19 protein-coding genes are annotated in these 19,997 nt (G+C 67.6%); 11 read left to right on the forward strand and 8 right to left on the reverse strand.

Annotation, left to right across the window (positions count from 1 at the left end; translation table 11 throughout):
* Window positions 1–72: 72 nt before the first annotated feature.
* Window positions 73–978, forward strand: coding sequence for a LysR family transcriptional regulator (locus IAG39_RS26565; protein ID WP_118932389.1), 906 nt, complete (start codon window positions 73–75; stop codon window positions 976–978).
* A gap of 87 nt (window positions 979–1,065) precedes the next feature.
* On the opposite strand, the gene IAG39_RS26570 is transcribed toward IAG39_RS26565, so the two are convergent.
* Entirely contained in the window at window positions 1,066–2,058 is a 993-nt protein-coding gene (locus IAG39_RS26570) for a tripartite tricarboxylate transporter substrate binding protein BugE (RefSeq protein ID WP_059371560.1), read from the reverse strand.
* A gap of 240 nt (window positions 2,059–2,298) precedes the next feature.
* Between IAG39_RS26570 and IAG39_RS26575 the strand changes: the two genes are divergently transcribed.
* Window positions 2,299–3,198 (forward strand): AEC family transporter, encoded by a 900-nt coding sequence (locus IAG39_RS26575; RefSeq protein WP_118932390.1) that lies wholly within the window; start codon window positions 2,299–2,301, stop codon window positions 3,196–3,198.
* Window positions 3,199–3,263: 65 nt separating this feature from the next.
* Here the strand turns inward: IAG39_RS26575 and fumC are convergent, their stop codons facing one another.
* Window positions 3,264–4,661, reverse strand: a complete 1,398-nt coding sequence (fumC, locus tag IAG39_RS26580; protein WP_059371558.1) for a class II fumarate hydratase — start codon at window positions 4,659–4,661, stop codon at window positions 3,264–3,266.
* A gap of 163 nt (window positions 4,662–4,824) precedes the next feature.
* Here fumC and tsaE point away from each other — a divergent pair, with 163 nt between their 5' ends.
* Both tsaE and IAG39_RS26590 read left to right on the forward strand, forming a co-directional pair.
* Window positions 4,825–5,364 carry a tRNA (adenosine(37)-N6)-threonylcarbamoyltransferase complex ATPase subunit type 1 TsaE gene (tsaE, locus tag IAG39_RS26585; protein WP_118932391.1) on the forward strand — a complete coding sequence of 180 codons (540 nt, stop codon included), beginning with the start codon at window positions 4,825–4,827 and terminating at the stop codon, window positions 5,362–5,364.
* Window positions 5,292–6,677: an N-acetylmuramoyl-L-alanine amidase gene (locus IAG39_RS26590; RefSeq protein WP_059371557.1), complete on the forward strand. Its 1,386-nt coding sequence runs from the start codon at window positions 5,292–5,294 to the stop codon at window positions 6,675–6,677. Before tsaE ends, IAG39_RS26590 begins: the two co-directional genes overlap by 73 nt.
* A gap of 100 nt (window positions 6,678–6,777) precedes the next feature.
* On the opposite strand, the gene IAG39_RS26595 is transcribed toward IAG39_RS26590, so the two are convergent.
* On the reverse strand, window positions 6,778–7,416 hold the full coding sequence (locus IAG39_RS26595; RefSeq protein ID WP_118932392.1) for a VTT domain-containing protein: 639 nt from the start codon (window positions 7,414–7,416) through the stop codon (window positions 6,778–6,780).
* Between the two features lie 102 nt (window positions 7,417–7,518).
* On the opposite strand from IAG39_RS26595, the gene mutL reads away from it, so the two are divergent.
* Together mutL and miaA are read left to right on the forward strand one after the other, a co-directional pair.
* Window positions 7,519–9,477 carry a DNA mismatch repair endonuclease MutL gene (gene mutL, locus IAG39_RS26600; RefSeq protein WP_059371556.1) on the forward strand — a complete coding sequence of 653 codons (1,959 nt, stop codon included), beginning with the start codon at window positions 7,519–7,521 and terminating at the stop codon, window positions 9,475–9,477.
* 2 nt (window positions 9,478–9,479) lie between these two features.
* A complete protein-coding gene (gene miaA / locus IAG39_RS26605) occupies window positions 9,480–10,448 on the forward strand; it encodes a tRNA (adenosine(37)-N6)-dimethylallyltransferase MiaA (protein WP_165867823.1) in 969 nt (322 codons plus the stop codon).
* Window positions 10,449–10,508: 60 nt separating this feature from the next.
* Here miaA and purM read toward each other — a convergent pair whose 3' ends face one another.
* On the reverse strand, window positions 10,509–11,558 hold the full coding sequence (gene purM, locus IAG39_RS26610) for a phosphoribosylformylglycinamidine cyclo-ligase (protein WP_054457472.1): 1,050 nt from the start codon (window positions 11,556–11,558) through the stop codon (window positions 10,509–10,511).
* A gap of 357 nt (window positions 11,559–11,915) precedes the next feature.
* On the opposite strand from purM, the gene hda reads away from it, so the two are divergent.
* From hda to IAG39_RS26630, 4 genes are read left to right on the forward strand one after another with little or no spacing between them, the layout of a single operon-like run.
* Window positions 11,916–12,617, forward strand: coding sequence for a DnaA regulatory inactivator Hda (hda, locus tag IAG39_RS26615; protein WP_059371554.1), 702 nt, complete (start codon window positions 11,916–11,918; stop codon window positions 12,615–12,617).
* Window positions 12,614–13,312, forward strand: coding sequence for an HAD family hydrolase (locus IAG39_RS26620; RefSeq protein WP_059371553.1), 699 nt, complete (start codon window positions 12,614–12,616; stop codon window positions 13,310–13,312). The genes hda and IAG39_RS26620 overlap by 4 nt, the downstream gene beginning before the upstream one ends.
* Window positions 13,313–14,677 (forward strand): polynucleotide adenylyltransferase PcnB, encoded by a 1,365-nt coding sequence (gene pcnB / locus IAG39_RS26625; RefSeq protein WP_059371552.1) that lies wholly within the window; start codon window positions 13,313–13,315, stop codon window positions 14,675–14,677. It abuts the gene before it with no gap.
* Between the two features lie 3 nt (window positions 14,678–14,680).
* Entirely contained in the window at window positions 14,681–15,166 is a 486-nt protein-coding gene (locus IAG39_RS26630; protein WP_118932393.1) for a 2-amino-4-hydroxy-6-hydroxymethyldihydropteridine diphosphokinase, read from the forward strand.
* A gap of 4 nt (window positions 15,167–15,170) precedes the next feature.
* On the opposite strand, the gene IAG39_RS26635 is transcribed toward IAG39_RS26630, so the two are convergent.
* From IAG39_RS26635 to IAG39_RS26650, 4 genes are read right to left on the reverse strand one after another with little or no spacing between them, the layout of a single operon-like run.
* Entirely contained in the window at window positions 15,171–16,067 is an 897-nt protein-coding gene (locus tag IAG39_RS26635) for a sugar kinase (RefSeq protein WP_118932394.1), read from the reverse strand.
* 32 nt (window positions 16,068–16,099) lie between these two features.
* The gene (locus IAG39_RS26640) at window positions 16,100–16,933 is read right to left on the reverse strand and encodes an HpcH/HpaI aldolase/citrate lyase family protein (protein ID WP_059371549.1); all 834 of its coding nucleotides are present in this window, start codon (window positions 16,931–16,933) and stop codon (window positions 16,100–16,102) included.
* Window positions 16,930–18,123, reverse strand: coding sequence for a CaiB/BaiF CoA transferase family protein (locus tag IAG39_RS26645; protein WP_118932395.1), 1,194 nt, complete (start codon window positions 18,121–18,123; stop codon window positions 16,930–16,932). Before IAG39_RS26645 ends, IAG39_RS26640 begins: the two co-directional genes overlap by 4 nt.
* Entirely contained in the window at window positions 18,120–18,950 is an 831-nt protein-coding gene (locus IAG39_RS26650; RefSeq protein ID WP_059371547.1) for a MaoC family dehydratase N-terminal domain-containing protein, read from the reverse strand. The genes IAG39_RS26645 and IAG39_RS26650 overlap by 4 nt, the downstream gene beginning before the upstream one ends.
* Before the next feature lie 150 nt (window positions 18,951–19,100).
* Here IAG39_RS26650 and IAG39_RS26655 point away from each other — a divergent pair, with 150 nt between their 5' ends.
* Window positions 19,101–19,994 (forward strand): LysR family transcriptional regulator, encoded by an 894-nt coding sequence (locus IAG39_RS26655; protein ID WP_059371546.1) that lies wholly within the window; start codon window positions 19,101–19,103, stop codon window positions 19,992–19,994.
* Window positions 19,995–19,997 lie beyond the last annotated feature (3 nt).

A 19,997-nucleotide genomic window follows, 5' to 3' on the forward strand; every position in this document is an offset into this window, starting at 1 on the left:
GCAGGCGGCTGTCGCGACACGGGCCGCATCCGGCTTAGAATCGCGGTTTCCGCCCACCGTCCCCACCGTGCCATGCGTTTGCGCCACATCGAGATTTTCGAAGCGATCCGCCGTACCGGATCCCTGACCGAGGCTGCTGCCGCGCTGCATATCTCGCAGCCCGCGGCCAGCAAGCTCTTGGCGCACGCCGAGGCGCAGCTGGGCTTCAAGCTGTTCGAGCGCGTCAAGGGCCGGCTCGTCGCCACGCGCGAGGCCGAGATCCTGACGCCCGAAGTCGCGCGCCTGAACCAGGACCTCAACAGCGTGCGCAGGCTGGCCGCCAGCCTGCGCGACCATCCCAACGGCCACCTGCGGCTGGGCTGCGCGCCCGCGCTGGGCCTGGGGCTGCTGCCCGGCGTGGTGCGCGACAGCCGCGAAGCCCAGCCCGGCATCACCTTCGACATCCACACGCATCACAGCACCGAACTCGTGCAGGGGCTGCTGACGCGCGAGCTGGACCTGGCCATCACCTTCGACACCAACGACTATCCCGGCCTGACCCGCATGGGGCTGGGCCACACGGAACTGGTGCACCTGAGCCGCAAGGATGGCGCGGGGCCGCTGCCGCTGGCGGAGCTGACGTCCATGGCCGGCGACACGCTGATCGTGCTGGACGCGGCCGACGCCTCCGGCGCCCTGCTGCAGATGGCGCTGGACGCGCAGGGCCTGGATCCGCAAGTGGCGATCCAGGTACAGACGCACTACGTGGCCTGCGCGCTGGTCGACGCGGGCTGCGGCGACGCCATCGTGGACGCCATCACCGCGCAGGCGATGCTGCGTCCCGGCATGAACCTGCGCCGGCTGGACCCGGCGCTGCGCGTGCCGATCAGCATCATGGTGCGCAACCAGGATCCGCTGTCGGCGCTGCACCGCGACTTCATCGAGCGCCTGCGCGCCGCTTGCGAAGCGCTGCAGGCGGGGCTCGACGCCACGGCCTGAGCGGCCTGCGCGCAAAAAAAGACGGGCGCCCGAAGGCGCCCGTCATGGCTTGCAGACCGGGGCAGGCAGCGCCCGCCCCGCGCGGCATCAGTCCAGCTTGATGTTCTGCTTCTTCACGACGTCCTTCGCCCAGTCATACTGCTCTTTGATTTCCTTGGCGAATTCTTCCGGCGTGTTGCCCGACGGCGCCGAGCCCTGGTCGTCCAGCGCCTTGATGACCTTGGGGTCCTTCAGCGCCACGACGGCAGCGTCGCGCAGCTTGTTCACGACTTCCATCGGCGTGCCCTTGGGCGCCAGCAGGCCGTACCAGACCGGCTGGTTCAGCACCGGGAAGCCGGCGTCCTTGAACGTGGGCACGTCCTTGATGGAGTCGATGTTGGTCGGCCACGCGATGGCCATGGCGCGCAGCTTGCCCGCCTGGATCTGCGGCATCGACGACGGCAGGTTGTCGAACAGGATTTCGATCTGGCCGCCGACGGCGTCAGCCACGGCCGGGCCCGAACCCTTGTACGGCACGTGCACGATGTCCGTGCCGGTGGCCATCTTGAACGATTCGCCCATCAGGTGCAGCACGCCGCAGGTGCCCGAGCTGCCGTAGGAGTACTTGCCCGGATTCTTCTTCAGCTCTTCCAGGAAGCCCTTGAAGTCCTTGGCGGGGAACTTCGGGTTCACGGCCACCACGTTGGCGGTGTTGGCGAAGTTGGTGACCGGCTGGAAGTCCTTGATCGGATCGTACGGCAGGTCATTGGGACGGCAAGCAGGGTTCACGGCCATCGTCGACACGGTGGCGATGGACAGCGTGTAGCCGTCGGCATCGGCGCGCGCGGCTTCGGACGCGCCGATGGCGCCGCCGGCGCCGCCCTTGTTTTCCACAACCATGGGCTGGCCCAGTTCCTGGCTCATGCGCTGCGTCACCAGGCGCGCGATGATGTCGGTCGAGCCGCCAGGCGCGAAGGGCACGATCACGCGGATAGGCTTGCTCGGGTACTTGTCGGCAGCAAAGGCGGCGGAGGCGCCGAAGGTGCCGGCAACGCCGGAGGCCAGGGCGATGGCCACGGCCAGGGAGCGGACTTTATTCATAGGTGTGTTTCCTCCAATATGCGAGCCCGTGTGTATACGGACCGTTGTGTGATGCGCCTGCCTGTGGGCAGGTCCGCAATTAACGGTGGTGGGCGCATGCTCTGTGCGCAGGGTGAGCACTGCTTTTATACGTTGCTTGTGGCACACGCGCCCGCCAGAATGACGGAGAATAGCAGCAAATACTTACAGACGCATAGCGCAGCGGTCCCCCTCTGACGCGCATCAAATACGTGTTCTCACATGTCCGTTGCCCTTCTGGTTTTCCCTGATTTCATGCTGGTCGCGCTGGGTTGGGCGCTGCGTCACAAACTGAATTTCTCGCGCGAATTCTTCGCCGGCACCGAGCGCCTGGTCTACTTCGTCCTGCTGCCCGCGCTGTTGTTCCAGTCCATCCTGCGCACCCCCATCACCGCCGGCAACGCCGCCATGCTGCTGCAGGCCTGCGCAGCCGTGATCGCAGCCGGCGTCGCGCTGACGTGGCTGGCGCGCTGGGTGCTGCGGCCGTCGCCGCTCAGCCTGGCCTCGTCCGCGCAATGCGGCTACCGCTTCAACACCTATCTCGGCCTGGCCTTGTCGGCCAGCCTGGGCGGCGTCCAGGGCCAGACGGTCATGGCGCTGATCGTGGGCTTCGCCGTGCCGATGGCCAATATGGCGGCGGTCTACGGCCTGGCGCGCCACAGCGGCGGCAACCTGCTGCGCGAACTGGCGCGCAACCCGCTGGTCATTTCCACGCTGGCCGGCCTGGCCTGCAATCTGGCCGGCGTGCATCTGCCTGGCCCGCTGGACACGGCGTTGGGGCGCCTGGGCGCGGCGGCGCTTGCGCTGGGCATCATCTGCGTGGGCGCCAGCCTCTCCTGGGAAGGCGGCAAGGGCCATGGCGCGCTGATCGCCTGGATGCTCGGGGTCAAGCTGCTGGCGCTGCCCGCGGCCGCCCTGCTGATCGCGCATCTGCTGGCGTTGCCGCCGCTGGAATCGCAGATGCTGCTGTTGTTCGCGGCCCTGCCCACCGCGTCCGCGGCCTATGTGCTGGCCATGCGCATGGGCGGCGACGGCCGCATGGTGGCCGTACTGATTTCGCTGGGCACGCTGCTGTCGGCGTTGACGATCCCACTGTGGCTGATGCTCACCGGCGCAGGCTGAGCGGCAATGCGCCGGCAACGAAAAAAGACCGCCGCGGCGGTCTTTTTCATGCGCGCACAGCCTGCTTACGAAGACTTGTGCGCGTTGGTCATGGAAGCCGGCACCACCCATTCGGCGAACTGCGCTTCGGTCACGTAGCCCAGCGCCAACGCCGACTCCTTCAGCGACAGGCCTTCCTTGTGCGCTTTCTTGGCGATCTGCGCGGCCTTGTCGTAGCCGATATGCGGATTCAACGCCGTCACCAGCATCAGCGAACGGTCGACCAGTTCGGCGATGCGCTCGCGATTGGGCTCGATGCCGGCGGCGCAATGCTCGTTGAAGCTGGCCATGCCGTCGGTCAGGAGGCGCACCGATTGCAGGAAGTTGTGGATCACCAGCGGCTTGAACACGTTGAGTTCGAAGTTGCCGCTGGCGCCGCCGATATTGATGGCCACGTCGTTGCCCAGCACCTGCGCGGCCAGCATCGTGATGGCTTCGCATTGCGTCGGGTTGACCTTGCCCGGCATGATCGAGCTGCCCGGCTCGTTCTCGGGAATGCTGATTTCGCCCAGGCCCGAACGCGGACCGCTGGACAGCCAGCGCACGTCGTTGGCGATCTTCATCAGGCCGGCGGCCAGCGACTTCAGCGCGCCGTGCGCGAACAGCAGCGCTTCGTGCGAGGCCAGGCCCTGGAACTTGTTGGGCGCCGACACGAAGGCGGTGCCGGTGGCATGCGCCAGTTCGGCCGAGACCTTGGCGCTGAACTGCGGGTGCGCGTTCAGGCCCGTGCCCACGGCCGTGCCGCCGATGGCCAACTGGTGCAGACCTGGCAGGGTGGCGCGGATCTGCTGCTCGGCCAGGTCCAGCTGGGCCACGTAGCCCGACAGCTCCTGGCCCAGCGTCAACGGCGTGGCGTCCTGCAGGTGGGTGCGGCCGATCTTGACGATGTCGTAGAACTCGGCGCTCTTGGCCGCCAGCGTGGCGCGCAGGGCCTTCAGCGACGGCAGCAGATGATGCTCGACCTGCACCGCCGCCGCCACGTGCATGGCGGTCGGGAAGGTGTCGTTGGACGACTGCCCGCGGTTGACGTGGTCGTTGGGGTGCACCTTGCGCTCTTCGCCGCGCACGCCGCCCATCAGTTCCGAGGCGCGGTTGGCCAGCACCTCGTTCATGTTCATGTTGCTTTGCGTGCCCGAGCCGGTCTGCCAGACCGACAGCGGGAACTCGTTGGGCCATTTGCCGGCGATCACTTCATCGGCGGCGCGGACGATGCCATCGGCGATCTTCGGATCCAGTTCGCCCAGATCGGCATTGACCTTGGCCGCCGCGCGCTTGAGCCGCGCCATCGCCTCGACCAGCGGGACCGGCATCTTTTCGGTGGAAATCGCGAAAAAATGCAGCGAACGCTGGGTCTGGGCGCCCCAGAGATGATCCTCAGGGACTTCGATGGGACCAAACGTGTCTTTTTCAATGCGGGTCTTCATGGCGCGTGCTACTCCGTGGCGACGTCGATTGCGGCTGGCGGCGGCGCGCCAACCACGATAGTGTTGAGAATGACAATCAGTTATAGGTTAGCAGAAACCCGCATTCCTATAATTGCGCAAACATCCGTGCTCCCTCCACCGTTTTTACCACTCGCCCCGCGCCATGTCCGCCCCTCTTTGCAGCCTGACCTTGCACCTGCCCGACGAAGCCGCCACGGAAGCGCTGGCGCGTCGGCTCGCCCCCCTGGTTTCCGGCGGCCAGGCCGGTCCGGCAGGGGGACACATCCACCTCCAAGGGGACCTGGGCGCGGGGAAAACCGCCTTCACACGGGCCCTGTTGCGGGAATGCGGCATCACGGGACGGATCAAAAGTCCCAGCTACGCGCTGCTTGAATCCTATAAAGTTTCTAACTTATACTTCTATCACCTTGATTTTTATAGATTTAGTGATACGCGAGAATGGTTGGACGCAGGATTCCGGGATTTACTGCGTGACGACGCAGTCGTTTTGATCGAATGGCCGGAGCGGGCCGGGGGCCTTTTGCCCCCTCCCGACCTGCTGATTTCCCTAGCCTATGCAGGCGACGGACGCGACGCCACCCTGACCGCGTACACCGCTCGAGGACAAACATGGTTGAACGCGATTGTCCCCCCGCCCCAGTCGGCGCCCTCCCCTCGGCAGGCGCCACCCGGCGCCGCCTGATCAGCGTCGCCGCCACCCTGCTCGTCCTGCCGGTCCTGCCGCGCCTGGCGCAGGCGGCGACCATCCTGGCTGTGCGCACCTGGCCGGCCGACGAATACACCCGCGTCACGCTGGAGCTCGACAGCGAGCTCAAGGCTGAGCAGTTCACGCTTGAAAACCCCCACCGCCTGGTGGTGGACATTGAGGGACTGACCATCAGCGCGGCCCTGAACGACCTGGTTTCCAAGGTCCGGCCCGACGACCCCTATATCCAGAGCCTGCGCGTGGCGCAGAACCGCCCCAACGTGGTGCGCCTGGTGTTCGACCTGAAGCAGCCCGTGGCGCCCCAGGTGTTCACGCTCAAGCCCGTGGCCGACTACCAGTACCGCCTGGTGCTGGACCTGTACCCGAAGATCGCCCAGGATCCGCTGGTCGCGATCCTGAACAAGCAGACCGGCCCCGATGTGGACGACCCGCTGGCCCGCATCCTGGAAGACATCCAGCGCAACCCGGTGACCCGCGCCGATCCGCCCGAGCCGCCGCGCGTGCGCGGCCAGCAGCCGGCGCCTCCGCTGCCGACCGCACCCAAGCCACCGCCCGCCACCGCCGGCCGCGGCAAGCAGCGCATGGTCACCATCGCGCTGGACCCCGGCCATGGCGGCGAAGACCCGGGCGCCATCGGCAGCAGCGGCCTGCGCGAGAAAGACGTGGTGCTGCGCATCGCCCGGCGCCTGAAGGCGCTGATCGACAGCCAGCCCTACATGCGCGCCTATCTCACGCGAGACGACGACTACTTCGTGCCCCTGCACGTGCGCGTGCAGAAGGCGCGCCGCGTACACGCGGACCTGTTCATCTCGATCCACGCGGACGCCTGGATCAAGCCTTCGGCCAACGGCTCGTCGGTGTTCGCGCTGTCGCAGCGCGGCGCCACCAGCGCCCAGGCGCGCTGGATGGCGGACAAGGAAAACGCGGCCGACCTGATCGGCGGCGTCAACCTCGGCAGCCACGACCGCCAGGTGGCCAAGGTGCTGCTGGACCTGTCCACCACTGCCCAGATCAACGATTCGCTCAAGGTCGGCAGCGCCTTCCTGGACGAAATCAAGAAGATCAACCGCCTGCACAAGAACAGCGTCGAGCAGGCCGGCTTCGCGGTCCTGAAAGCGCCCGACATTCCTTCGGTGCTGGTCGAAACCGCCTTCATCAGCAACCCGCAGGAAGAAGCCCTGCTGCGCAGCACCTCGCATCAGGACAAGCTGGCGCAGGCCATGATGACGGGCATCCAGCGTTACTTCACCGCCAATCCGCCGCTGGCGCGGCTGGGCGACGTAAGCTGACGGCGACGGCTGCCGCCGCATAAAAAAGGGCGTTGCGCTTCACGGCGCAACGCCCTTTTCACTGGTTTGACGCGAGTACCGCAGCGTACGCTGCGGCGCTTCACGCGCCGCGCTTGGCCTTGATCAGCTTGAACAGGCCCGCCCCGATCACCGGCACGATGGCGGCGGCCAGGCCCAGCAGCACGATGGTGTTCAGGTGTTCGCGCACCAGCGGGATGTTGCCGAAGAAGTAGCCCGCGGCCACCAGGCTCACCACCCACAGCAGCGCGCCCAGGATGTTGAACAGCTGGAAGCGGGACTGCGGCATGTCGGCCACGCCCGCGACAAAAGGCGCGAAGGTGCGGACGACCGGAATGAAGCGCGACATCACGATGGTCTTGCCGCCGTGCTTTTCATAGAACGCGTGCGTGCGCATCAACGCGCCGCGGTCCAGAAAGCGCAGATTCATCGAAAACACGCGCGGCCCGATATAGCGTCCGATGAAGTAGTTCACCGTATTGCCGGTGATGGCGGCGACAATCAGCAGCCCTCCCATCAGGATCGGATCGATATGCCCGGTGGCGCCGAACGCGCCCGCGATGAACAGCAGCGAGTCCCCCGGCAGAAAGGGCAGCACGACCAGCCCCGTCTCCGCAAAAACGATCAGGAACAGCACCAGGTACACCCACACGCCATACTGCGCGACCCAGACGCCGAGCGTCTTGTCGATGTGGAGCACCATATTGAAAAATTCGAGCATTGAAGCAACCCTGCCAGCGGAATGGGATATCAGTCCGCGACTATAGCCCACCCGCCCATGACGCTAAAATCGTCCACATAGCCATACCTGAACGCCAGCCACATGACCGAACGCCGCTCCATTCTTGCGCTTCCCGACCTGCTGATCAGCCAGATCGCCGCCGGCGAGGTGATCGAGCGGCCGGCATCCGTGCTCAAGGAAATCCTCGAAAACGCCATCGACGCCGGCGGACGCGCCATTGAAGTGCGCCTGGAAGGCGGCGGCATACGCCGCATCGCCGTGACCGACGACGGCGGCGGCATTCCGCCCGAAGAGCTGCCGCTGGCGCTTGCGCGCCACGCCACCAGCAAGATCCGCTCCTTGAACGAGCTGGAATCGGTGGCATCCATGGGGTTCCGCGGCGAAGCGCTGGCCTCCATCGCGTCCGTGGCCCAGGTCACCATCATTTCCCGCACGCGCGACGGCGAGCATGCCTGGCAGATCGATGCCGGCAGCATGCAGGTCAGCCCCGCCTCGGGTCCTCCGGGCACCACGGTGGACGTGCGCCAGCTGTTCGACGCCGTGCCGGCCCGCCGCAAATTCCTGCGCTCCGAGGCCACCGAGTTCGGCCATTGCGTCGACGCCATGGAGCGCATCGCGCTGGCGCATCCGCAGATCGCCTTCCGCCTGTTCCATCACGACCGCGCGCAGCGCCAATGGCTGCCCGCCGAACCGCCGCAGCGCATCCGCGACGTGCTGGGCGCGGAATTCGCCGAACACGGCCTGCTGCTGTCGCATTCCGTCGGCACGGTCAGCCTGGCGGGCATGATCACCCGCCCCACCGCGGCCCGCGCCCGCGCGGACCGCCAGTATCTCTACGTGAACGGCCGCTACGTGCGCGACCGCACCGTCAGCCACGCCCTGCGCGCCGCCTACGCCGACGTGCTGCATGGCGACCGCCAGCCCGCCTACGTGCTGTTCCTGGACATCGACCCGGCCGCCGTGGACGTGAACGTGCACCCAGCCAAGCACGAGGTCCGCTTCCGCGACAGCGGCGCGGTGCATCGCTTCGTCTCGCATGCGGTCGGCCAGACGCTGGCGCAGACCGGCGGCGCGTCCGCCGCGACGCCCGCCGCGCAAAACGACGACGCGGACGATGCCGGCTTCGAAACCGTGGCCCGGCCCGCCGCCGCAACGTCTGACGCCGCCGCGCAAGCGACGCCTTACACGCCAGCCGCCAGCCCCCGGCCCATGGCGGACGCGCCCCGGCCCGCCTACAACGGCGCCAGCTCACCATCGTCCTACGGCTTGCGTCCATCGCCCGCGCCACAGCGCCCGCACACCCAGGTGCCGTTCCGCCTGCATGCCGAACCCGCCGGCATTCCGGCCGCGGACTGGCAATCGCTCTACCGCCCGCTGGATGACGACTCGGCCGCCAAGACCGCGCCGCTGCGCGAACCCGCGCCGGCTCCCGCCGCCGTCCTGCCCGCGGACGAAGAACATCCGCTGGGCATGGCGCTGGCGCAGCTGCACGGCATCTACATCCTGGCGCAGACCCGCCGCGGCATCGTGCTGGTGGATATGCATGCCGCGCACGAGCGGGTGGTCTACGAACAGCTCAAGCAAGCCCTGGACGCGCGCAGCCTGCCGCGCCAGGATCTACTCGTGCCCGTGGTGTTCCATGCCCAGGAAAAAGACGTGGCGCTGGTCGAGGAATACGAAGAACAGCTGAACGAACTCGGCTTCGAAATGCGTCCCTCCGGCCCCACCTCGATCGCGGTGCGTTCGGTGCCGGCCATCCTGGCCCGCGGCGACATCGAAACGCTGGCCCGCGCCGTGCTGCGCGACCTGGGCGCCGTGGGCGTTTCGCGCCTGCTGACCGAACAGCGCAACGAACTGCTGTCCACCATGGCCTGCCACGGTTCCGTGCGCGCCAACCGCAAGCTCACCATCGAAGAAATGAACGGGCTGCTGCGCCAGATGGAAGCCACCGAACGCGCCGACCAGTGCAATCACGGCCGCCCCACCTGGATCCAATGGTCGGTGTCCGACCTGGACAAGCTCTTCCTGCGTGGGCAATAAGCTTGTCGCCGTCCTCCTTCCCCACCGCGGCGCCGCTGGTCATCTGCCTGGCCGGCCCCACCGCGGCCGGCAAAAGCGCTTCCACCCTGGCGCTGGCCGAGCGCTGGCCGCTGGAAATCGTCAACGTCGATTCGGCCACGATCTATCGCGGCATGGACATCGGCACGGCCAAGCCCTCGCCCGAGGAACAGGCGCTGGTGCCGCAGCATCTGCTGGACATCCTCGACCCCATTCAGTCGTACTCCGCCGCCGACTTCGTTGCCGACGCGCTGCGCCTGATAGACGAGATCCGCGCGCGCGGCCGCATCCCGCTGCTGGCGGGCGGCACCATGATGTACTACAAGGCGCTGCGCGACGGCCTGGACGATCTGCCGCAGGCCGATCCGGCGCTGCGCGCCGAACTGGAAGCGCGCGCCGCCGTTCAGGGCTGGCCCGCGCTGCATGCCGAACTGGCGCAGCTGGATCCCGTCACCGCCGCGCGCCTGGCGCCCAACGACAGCCAGCGCATCCAGCGCGCACTGGAGATCTGCATGCTTTCCGGCCAGCCCATGTCCGCCCTGCTGCTGCGCAGCCAGCGTCCGCGCGAGGCGACGAGTAACCAGTACCTCACCATCAGCCTGGAACCATCCGACCGCGCCGCGCTGCATGCCCGCATCGAACAACGCTTCGACGCCATGCTGGAGCGCGGCCTGCTCGACGAAGTCCGCGCCCTGCGCGCCCGAGGCGACCTGCACACTGGCCTGCCCTCGGTCCGTTGCGTGGGCTACCGGCAGATGTGGGCGCACCTGGACGGCGAGGTCGACCTGGCCACCGCGCGCGAACAAGGCATCGCCGCCACGCGCCAACTGGCCAAGCGCCAGATCACCTGGCTGCGCGCGCAGCCCGAGCGCGTCATCGTGGACTGCCTGGCGGCGGATGCCGTGGCGCAGACCATCGACGCGATGGCCGTGGCGCTGGCGGGACGCGGCTAGGCGGACGCAGGCACAAAAAAAACCGCGCCGAGGCGCGGTTTTCATTGCAGACGGCCAGGCTTACACCACGAAGGTCTGCGCCATGCCTTCCTTTTGCTCGACGATCTCGCCCAGCGTGCTGACGGTCTCGCCCTGCTCGCGCAGCGTCGCGGCGATGGCTTCGGCCTGCGCCGGGTCCACCACCAGCACCATGCCGATGCCGCAGTTGAAGACGCGGTACATCTCGGTGTCCTCGACCTGGCCCTGCTCTTGCAGCCACTGGAACAGCTTGGGCATTTCCCAGTTGGCGCGGTGCAGCTTGGCCGACAGGCCGGGCTGCAGGATGCGCGGCACGTTGTCCAGCAAGCCGCCGCCCGTGATGTGGGCCAGGCCCTTGATGCTGGTGCCATGCTTGGCCAGGGCGGCCAGCACCTGCTTCACGTAGATGCGCGTCGGCGCCATGACCACGTCGACCATCGGCTGGCCGTGGAAATCGTCGTCGGGCTTGGCGTTGGCGCGTTCGAGGATCTTGCGCAGCAGCGAATAGCCGTTGGAGTGCGCGCCGCTGGAAGCCAGGCCCAGCACCACGTCGCCGGTCTTGATCGACTGGCCCGTGATGATGGCGGACTTTTCCACCGCGCCCACCGCGAAACCGGCCAGGTCGTACTCGCCGTCCGGATACATGCCCGGCATTTCGGCGGTTTCACCGCCGATCAGCGCGCAGCCCGACAATTCGCAGCCCTTGGCGATGCCGCCCACCACGGCCGCCGCCGTATCCACCGAAAGCTTGCCGCAGCCGAAATAGTCCAGGAAGAACAGCGGCTCCGCGCCCTGCACCAGGATGTCGTTGACGCTCATGGCGACCAGGTCGATACCCACGGTGTCGTGGCGGTTCCAGTCGAACGCCAGGCGCAGCTTGGTGCCCACGCCGTCGGTGCCCGAGACCAGCACGGGTTCCTTGTACGACTTCGGCACTTCGAACAAGCCGCCAAAGCCGCCGATACCGGCCAGCACCCCGGGACGCATGGTGCGCGCCGCAAGCGGTTTGATACGGTCGACCAGGGCGTCGCCTGCGTCGATGTCGACACCGGCATCGCGGTAGGTCATAGGGGCGGTAGGTTGATTCGTCATGAGAAATGCCGTGGGGTATGTAACAATTGCTGGGATTTTGGTGGAACGCCCTGCATTTTACGATGTTGCGGGGACTAGCAGGGATCGGCGCCGCCAAAGCGCTCCGGACAGGGACCGCGCCGGCTCGCCCGGCCAGGGCGGGCAAGCGGGGCCGGGTCGGCGCAAACCCAAGCCAGTCCAGGCCCGTCGACGCGACACCCTGGCCCCAGGTGGTTTAAAGTGTAGGGTTGGCCGGTATTGATTTTGCCGGCTCCCGTGGTGGAAACCCCGGGGCCAGTGACGTTTTGACCTGTTGTTTTGACCTGTAGCCGTATTGACCCGTACTACCCGCCTCGTTTCGGCACCCTGTAAGCTCCCATGAACCGCCAGCTGCTGCTTGACGTTCTCCCCGCGCCAGCGCCATCGCTGAACAACTATATCGCCGGCCCCAACGGGGAAGCGCTGGCGGCAGTGCGCGCGCTGCTTCCCGGCCGCGCCCTGTATATCTGGGGCGCCGCGGGCTGCGGCCGCAGCCATTTGCTGCGCGCGCTGACCGCCCGCCCCGACGCCGTCTATATCGACGCCAACAATGGCGAAAACATGCTGCGCCGCCTGGCCGAAGCCGATTCCAAGTCGCCCATGCCCAAGTTCGTGGCGGTCGACGACGTACACCGCATGAACGACAGCCGCCAGGCCGCCCTGTTCGCGCTCTACAACCGCTGGCGCGAATCCGCCGCCACCGGCCGCGCCTTCGCGCTGGCGCTGGCCGGCGACCGCGCCCCGCTGTCGATGCCGCTGCGCGAGGACTTGCGCACGCGCCTGGGCTGGGACCTGGTTTTCCGCCTGGATCCGCTGTCCGACGCCGACAAGCTGGCCGCCCTGTCGGCCCAGGCGGCCGACCGCGGCATGCACCTGGCGCCTGAAATCATCAATTGGATGCTCACGCACCATGAGCGCGACATCCGCAAGCTGGCGGCGCTGATCGACGCGCTGGACCGCTATTCCCTGGCCACCGGCCGTCCCATCACCCTGCCTCTACTGCGGGCCATGCTCGCAGATCCTGATTCACAACGCACATGACCTCCCGACGTCTCGCCCTGTTCGACCTGGATCACACCCTGTTGCCGCTGGATAGCGACTATCAATGGGCCGACTACCTGGCTCGCACGGGCCGCGCCGGGGATCCCGCCGAAGCCCGCCGCCAGAACGACGATCTGATGGATCGCTACAACCGCGGCGAGCTCACCGCCGAGCAGGCCGCCGAATTCATGCTCGGCCTGCTGGCCGCGCACACGCCTTACGACCTGGCGGCCTGGCACGAAACCTTCATGGAAGAAGTGATCCGCCCATCCATGACGCCCGCCGCGCGCGACCTGGTGCAATCGCACCTGGAAGCCGGCGACCTGTGCGCCGTGGTCACGGCCACCAACAGCTTCGTCACCGCGCCCATCGCCCGCGCCTTCGGCGTGCCCCACCTCGTGGCGACCGACGCGGAATACCTGCGCGGCCGCTACACCGGCCGCATCCTGGGTACGCCCAGCTTCAAGGAAGGCAAGGTGGTGCGCGTCAACGACTGGCTGGCCGGCATGGGATTGGGGCTTGCGGATTTTTCGGAATCGTTTTTCTATAGCGATTCGGTCAACGATGTGCCCCTGCTGGAGAAAGTGACCCGCCCGATCGCAGCCAACCCCAGCCCCACCCTGCGCGGCATCGCCCAGGAGCGCGGCTGGCAGGTGATCGACTTGTTCGACCACATGGAAGATTCGAAGTCCTAAATGATCACTGAAACCATAAAAAAATTCGTCGGCCGACTATTCGCGCCGGCAGCCCGGGGGCCGTTGCGCATCGCGCGCGACAAGCACGGCATCGACCGCCGCAACGTATCGCGCCACGCGATCAAGGTCTGCGAGGTGCTGCGCCAGCACGGCTATGACGCCTACATCGTCGGCGGCGCCGTGCGCGACCTGATCGTGGGCCTGGAGCCCAAGGACTTCGACGTGGCCACCAACGCCACGCCCGAACAGATCCGTCCGCTGTTCCGCCGCGCCCGCATCATCGGCCGCCGCTTCCAGCTGGTGCACGTAGTCTTCGGCCAGGAAATCATCGAAACCTCCACCTTCCGCGCACCCGCCTCGGAAGATCAGGAGACCGACGAGCACGGCCGCATCCTGCGCGACAACGTGTTCGGCTCGCACGAAGAAGACGCGGCGCGCCGCGACTTCACCATGAACGCGCTCTACTACGACCCGCACAACGAGGAAGTCATCGACTTCCACAACGGCGTGGCCGACCTGAAAAAGCGCCAGGTCCGCATCATCGGCGACCCGGTCAAACGCTACCGCGAAGACCCGGTGCGCATGCTGCGCGCCGTGCGCTTCGCCGCCAAGCTGAACGGCACCATCGACCCGGCCACGCGCCAGCCCATCAGCACCATGGCCGAGCTCATCGAAAACGTGCCGGCCTCGCGCCTGTTCGACGAAATGCTCAAGCTGCTGACCTGCGGCCATGCCATGGACTGCCTGCGCCAACTGCGCGCCGACGGCCTGCACAAAGGGCTCTTGCCTTTGCTGGACGTGGTGCTGGAACAGCCCGGCGGCGAGCATTTCGTGGAGCTTGCGCTGGAACGCACCGACGCGCGCGTGCGCTCGGGCAAGACCATCAGCCCCAGCTTCCTGTTCGCCGCGCTGCTGTGGCAGCAAGTGGAAGCGCGCTGGAAGCAATTGCGCGCCCAAGGCGAGCACACCATTCCCGCGCTGTCGCAAGCCGCCGATTCGGTGCTGGACGAACAGACCGAAAAGCTCGCCATCCAGCGCCGTTTCTCGTCGGACATGCGCGAGATCTGGTTCATGCAGCCGCGCTTCGAGCGCCGCATGGGCAAGACCATCTACCGCATGATCGAACAGCCGCGCTTCCGTGCCGCCTGCGACTTCCTGCAGCTGCGCGCCGCGGCCGGCGAGTTCGACAGCGTGCTGGCGCAATGGTGGATGGACCTGGCCAACGCCGACGACGTCATCCGCAGCGAGATGATCGAAGAGGTGTCTCGCCAGCCGCGCGATGCCGGGGACGCCCCCTCCGCCCCGCGCAAGCGCCGCCGTCCGCGCCGTTCGCCGTCGCGTGGCACGCCGCCCGCAGCGGGTTGAGTCATGACCGCTCCTGTGCGCGCCTACGTCGCGCTGGGCGCCAATCTGGGCGACGGCGCAGCCACGCTGCGCAGTGTCCTGGCTGAATTGCAGGAAACCGGCGGCATCGCGGCGGTGACGGCATCGCCGTTCTACCGCAGCGCGCCGGTCGAAGCCTCCGGCCCCGACTTCGTCAACGCCGTGGCGGCGCTGGACACGCATCTGGCCCCGCTAGAGCTGCTGGACGCGCTGCAGGCGCTGGAAAACCGGCATGGCCGCGAGCGCCCCTACAAGAATGCGCCGCGCACGCTGGACCTGGACCTGCTGCTGCATGGCGACACCGTGCTGGACCATGAGCGGCTGACGCTGCCCCACCCCCGCATGCACCTGCGCGCCTTCGTGCTGCTGCCTTTGCGCGACCTGGCCCCCGGCCTGACGCTGCAAGGCAAGCCCATCGACGACTGGATCGCCGCGATCCACGACCAGCCGATAGCGCGCATCGCCAGCTAGGCGTTCAATCCTTCGGCGCGTAGGCCATCAACGCGCGCTCCACGTCCTCGACCTGCGGCAGGCCCGCTTCATTGCCCAGATGCTGGATCTTGTGGGCCGAAGCCGCGCGCGCGAAGGTGAAGTGCTCTACCCAGGGCAGCTCCGGCCGGTTCAGATAGGACCAGACGTAGGCGCCGTGGAACACGTCCCCGGCCCCCGAAGTGTCGACGATGCTGGCGGCCGGCACGTCCAGCGCGGGCAGGACATCCACCGTTCCGGTCTCGTCATACCAGAGCATGCCGCGTTCGCCCATGGTGACCGCGCCGATACGGCAGCCGCGCGCCTTCAGCAGTTCCAGCAGGCGTGACGGCGCAAGCCCCAATTGCTCGCACATGCGCTCCGCGCAGACCGCCACGTCGATGTGGCGCAGCAGCTCGTCGGTGTTCTCGCGCACGCCGCCGCCATCCAGCGAGGTCAGCACGCCCGCCTGCCGGCAGGCCTGCGCGTAATGCAAGGCGGCGTCGGGCTGATGGCCGTCCAGGTGCAGGACGCGGTAGCCGCCGATATCCAGCCGCGGAAAGTCGTTCAGGTAGTCCACGTCGCGCGCGCGCACGATGGCGCGCTTGCCGTGATTGGGCATGATGAAGGACAGGGACGAGCGGCCCACCTTGCGCGCATGCAGCGACACCCCGTGCGCCGCCGCCATGTCCGTGTACATGTGGCCCAGCCAGTCCGATGCCAACGAACAGATCAGATCTGGCGGCGTCCCCAGCCGCGCGCAGGCGAACGCGGCCGTCACCGCATTGCCGCCGAAGGACACGGCGTAATCGCGCGCCACGCTTTTTTCATCGCCCGTGGGCCATTCGTCCGCCAGCACGGTGACGTCGATATAAGTGTGTCCGATGAAGAGCGCTTCGCTCATAGACCTGCCGGAAAGGAGTGATCGGATCCGGCCTAGAAGCCGGAGGTTTCGCCCGCCTGCGCCAGCACCAGCCGCGCGCGCGCGATGACCGGGGCGTCGACCATCTTGCCGTCCAGCATGAAGGTGCCGGCCGCGGTATCGCGGTGCGTGGCGATGACGCGGCGCGCCCAGGCCAGCTCCTGCGCCGCGGGCACGAAGGCGGCGTGGATCACCGGCACTTGGCTGGGGTGGATGCACAGCATCCCGCCAAAGCCCATCTGCTGGGCGCGGGCGGCGGCATGCGCCAGCCCGGCCTGGTCCTGGATGCCCGGAAACACGCCGTCCAGCGCGGGCGCCAGCCCGGCCGCGCGGCTGTGCAGCAGCACCTGCACGCGCGCCTGGTCCAGCACGGTTTGCGCCCCCGGCGTATCGGGCGTCAACCCCATGTCCAGGCCGTAGTCCAGACTGCCGAATGCCAGGCGCTCCACGCCGGGCGTGGCGGCGACTTCCGCGGCGTTGAGGATGCCCTGGGCGGTCTCCAGGATGGGAATCACCCGCAGGCCCGCCTGGACCACGTGGCGCACCTGCGCCAGGCTCTCGGCCTTGGGCAGCAGCACGCCGGCGACCCCGGGCTTGCCGCGGCAGGCCTTGAGGTCGTCGTCGTGCCAGGAGGTGGAGGCATCGTTGATCCGCACCCACAGCCGCGCACGCGGATTCGTCCCCAGGAAATCGCACAGCGCTTCCCGCGCGGCCGCCTTGGCCAGATGCTCCACCGCGTCTTCCAGATCGACAATGACGGCATCGGCCCCCGCGGCCAGCGCCTTGGGGATGCGCTCGGGGCGCGACGCCGGCACGAACAGCGCGCTACGGACAACGGGATGCGTCACACGACCTCCGATGCATGGAACTGCGCCACCTGATCGGGCGCGTATCCCAATGATGCTAGCACCGCATCGGTGTTTTGGCCCACCGCGGGCACCGCGGCCATGCGCGGCGCGAAGGCGTTGCTGCTGGCCGGAGGCAGCAGCGCGGGCAGTTCGCCTGCGGGACTGTCCACCTGGCTCCAGCGGCCGCGGGCCTGCAACTGCGGATGAGCCCAGACGCCGGCCATGTCGTTGACGCGTGCATTGGCGATCTGCGCGTCCTCCAGCCGTTGCGTCACCTGTTCGATGGACAGGTCGGCAAAGGCGGCCACGATCAGCGCGCGCAGGTCGTCGCGATTGGCGGTGCGCAGCGAATTGGAGATGAAACGCGGGTCTTCCGCGAGCTCCGCCTGCCGCAACACCTGGGCGCAGAACACGCGCCATTCGCGCTCGTTCTGCAGGCCCAGCATGATGGTGGCGCCGTCGCCCACGGGGAACGGACCGTAGGGATAGATGGAGGCGTGGGCCGCGCCCGCGCGCACGGGCGGCGCGGCGCCGTCGAAGGCGTAGTACATGGGAAAGCCCATCCACTCCACCATGCTCTCCAGCATGGAAACGTCCAGGCGGCTGCCCAGGCCCGTTTTCTGCCGCAGCAGCAGTGCGTTGAGGATCGCGGAATAGGCGTACATGCCGGCGGCGATGTCGGCGATGGAGCAGCCGGCCTTGACCGGATCGTCCTTGGTGCCGGTCACCGACAGGAAGCCGCTTTCGCTCTGGATCAGCAGGTCGTAGGCCTTCTTGTCCTGGTAGGGTCCGCCTTCGCCGTAGCCCGAGATGTCGCAGACAATGAGCCGCGGATACTTCTTGTGCAGGGCATCAAACGACAGGCCCAGACGCGCGGCGGCGCCGGGCGCCAGGTTCTGCACCAGCACGTCGGCCGTTTCCAGCAGGCGCTCCATGACGCCGCCTGCCTCCTCGCGCTTGAGGTCCAGCGTCAGGCTTTCCTTGGACCGGTTGGTCCAGACGAAATGCGAGGACAGGCCGCGCACGCGTTCGTCGTAGCCACGGGCGAAATCCCCGCCACCGGGGCGTTCGATCTTGATGACGCGCGCGCCCATGTCCGCCAGCTGGCGGGTGCAGAACGGCGCGGCGATCGCGTGCTCCAGGCTGACGACGGTGATGCCGTCCAGGGGACGGGGGGCCTCTATGCTCATTCTGTAAACCTCAGTTCAGCTTGGTGGGCCAGCGTGCCGTCCTGCTCGGCCCAGAGCTGGGCCACGCCCGGCTCGGTCAAGCGGCCGGCCACCTGGAAGGGAGCGGGCGCAATCAGCGGGCGCAGGCCGCGATACGACAGATGGGTCAGACGCGCCTGCGGATGAGCGCGGGTGAAGGCGGCGACCATCTCGGTGGCGATGAGCGGGCCGTGCACCACCAATCCGGGATAGCCCTCGGTGCCAGTGACGTAGGGATGGTCGTAGTGGATGCGGTGGCCGTTGAAGGTCACCGCCGAATAACGGAACAGCAGCACCGGCGACGGCTCGACGGTATCGCGCCACTGCGCCTGCGGCGCGGGTTCGCTGCCCGTGAGCTTGGGCGGGGTCGGCTGGCGGTAGACGATGTCCTGCTCCTCGTGGATGGCGACTTCGCCTTCCTGGCGGAACTCGTGGCGCACGGTCACGAACAACAGCGCGCCGGTGCGCCCCGCCTTTTCCTTGACGTCGACCACCGTGGACTCGCGCTCGGCGGGCACGCCGACCAACAGCGGCCGGCGGAACTCGACCCGGCCGCCTGCCCACATGCGGTTGCGGTCCTGGGCCGGCGGCAAAAAGCCGCCGCGCGCCGGATGGCCATCCGTCCCCAGCCCGTCCATGCCCACCGTGGAAATGAAGAACGCCCATTGCCACAGCGGCGGCAAAGCATCGCCCTGGACCGGCGCCGGGCCGCCCAGGGTGGCCGCGATGCGCGCGGCGTGGCCGGGATCCATGGCGTCCGCCTTGCGCTCGCCGCTGCCGATCCAGGCGGCCGGGTCTGTAGATGTCATGCCGATATCCTCTGCTGGGGTTTTTACAGACTGAAGCATGCCCGCAAGCCGTCCCGCTTGTGAATTCGTTTTTGCTCAAGGCGGGGTTTGCGCTGCCTGAATCGCACGCCCGCCTCCCGGCCCGACGCCTCGCGCCGTAATATATGGCCCATGCACTTCGACCTCGCCGACCTACGCCTGTTCATCCACATCGCCGAATCCCCCAGCCTGACCCAGGCTGCCAAGCGGGCCCACCTGTCCCTGGCGGCCGTAAGCGTGCGCATCAAGGCGCTGGAGAACCAGCTCAATACCCGTCTCCTGTACCGCGACAGCCGCGGCGTCGAAATCACGCCCGCGGGCCAGAAGCTGCTGCAGCATGCGCGGGTCATCATGCGCCAGGTGGACCACCTGAAACATGACTTCCAGGAGCAGGCTGACGGCGACGCCGGCCACATCCGCATCTTCGCCAACACCACGGCGGTCACGGAATTCATGCCGGACATCCTGGCGCAGTTCCTGTCCGGCCACCCCGGCGTCACCGTGGACCTGCAGGAACGCCTGACCCGCGACATCGTGCGCGGCGTGCTGGACGGCACCACCGACCTGGGCATCGTGGCCGGCCCGGTGGATGCGCCCGAATTGCAGACCGTCCACTTCAGCACCGACAAACTGGTGCTGGTGGTGCCCAACGGCCATCCCTTGCAGGATCAGGAAAAGATCAAGCTGGCCGAGGCGGTGCGCTATCCCTTCATCACCATGCACGAAGGTTCCACCCTGGTCGCCTTCCTGCGCGACCAGCTGGAACAGGTGGGCCAGCGCCTGCCCCAGCGCATCCAGCTCTACAGCTTCGACTCCATCTGCCGGATGGTGCAGGCGGGCGTGGGCATCGGCGTCATCCCCGACTCCGCCGCGCGGCGCTACGGCGCCGACATGAAGCTGCGCGTGGTCGAGCTGGACGAGCCCTGGGTGGTGCGCGAACGCAAGCTGCTGGTGCGCGACATCGACGCCCTGCCGGGCTGCGCGCGCGAACTCATCGAGCAGATTCAGGCGGCGCGGACGCCCTGACAG

This window comes from Achromobacter xylosoxidans (genome assembly GCF_014490035.1).
GTDB lineage: Bacteria > Pseudomonadota > Gammaproteobacteria > Burkholderiales > Burkholderiaceae_B > Achromobacter > Achromobacter bronchisepticus_A.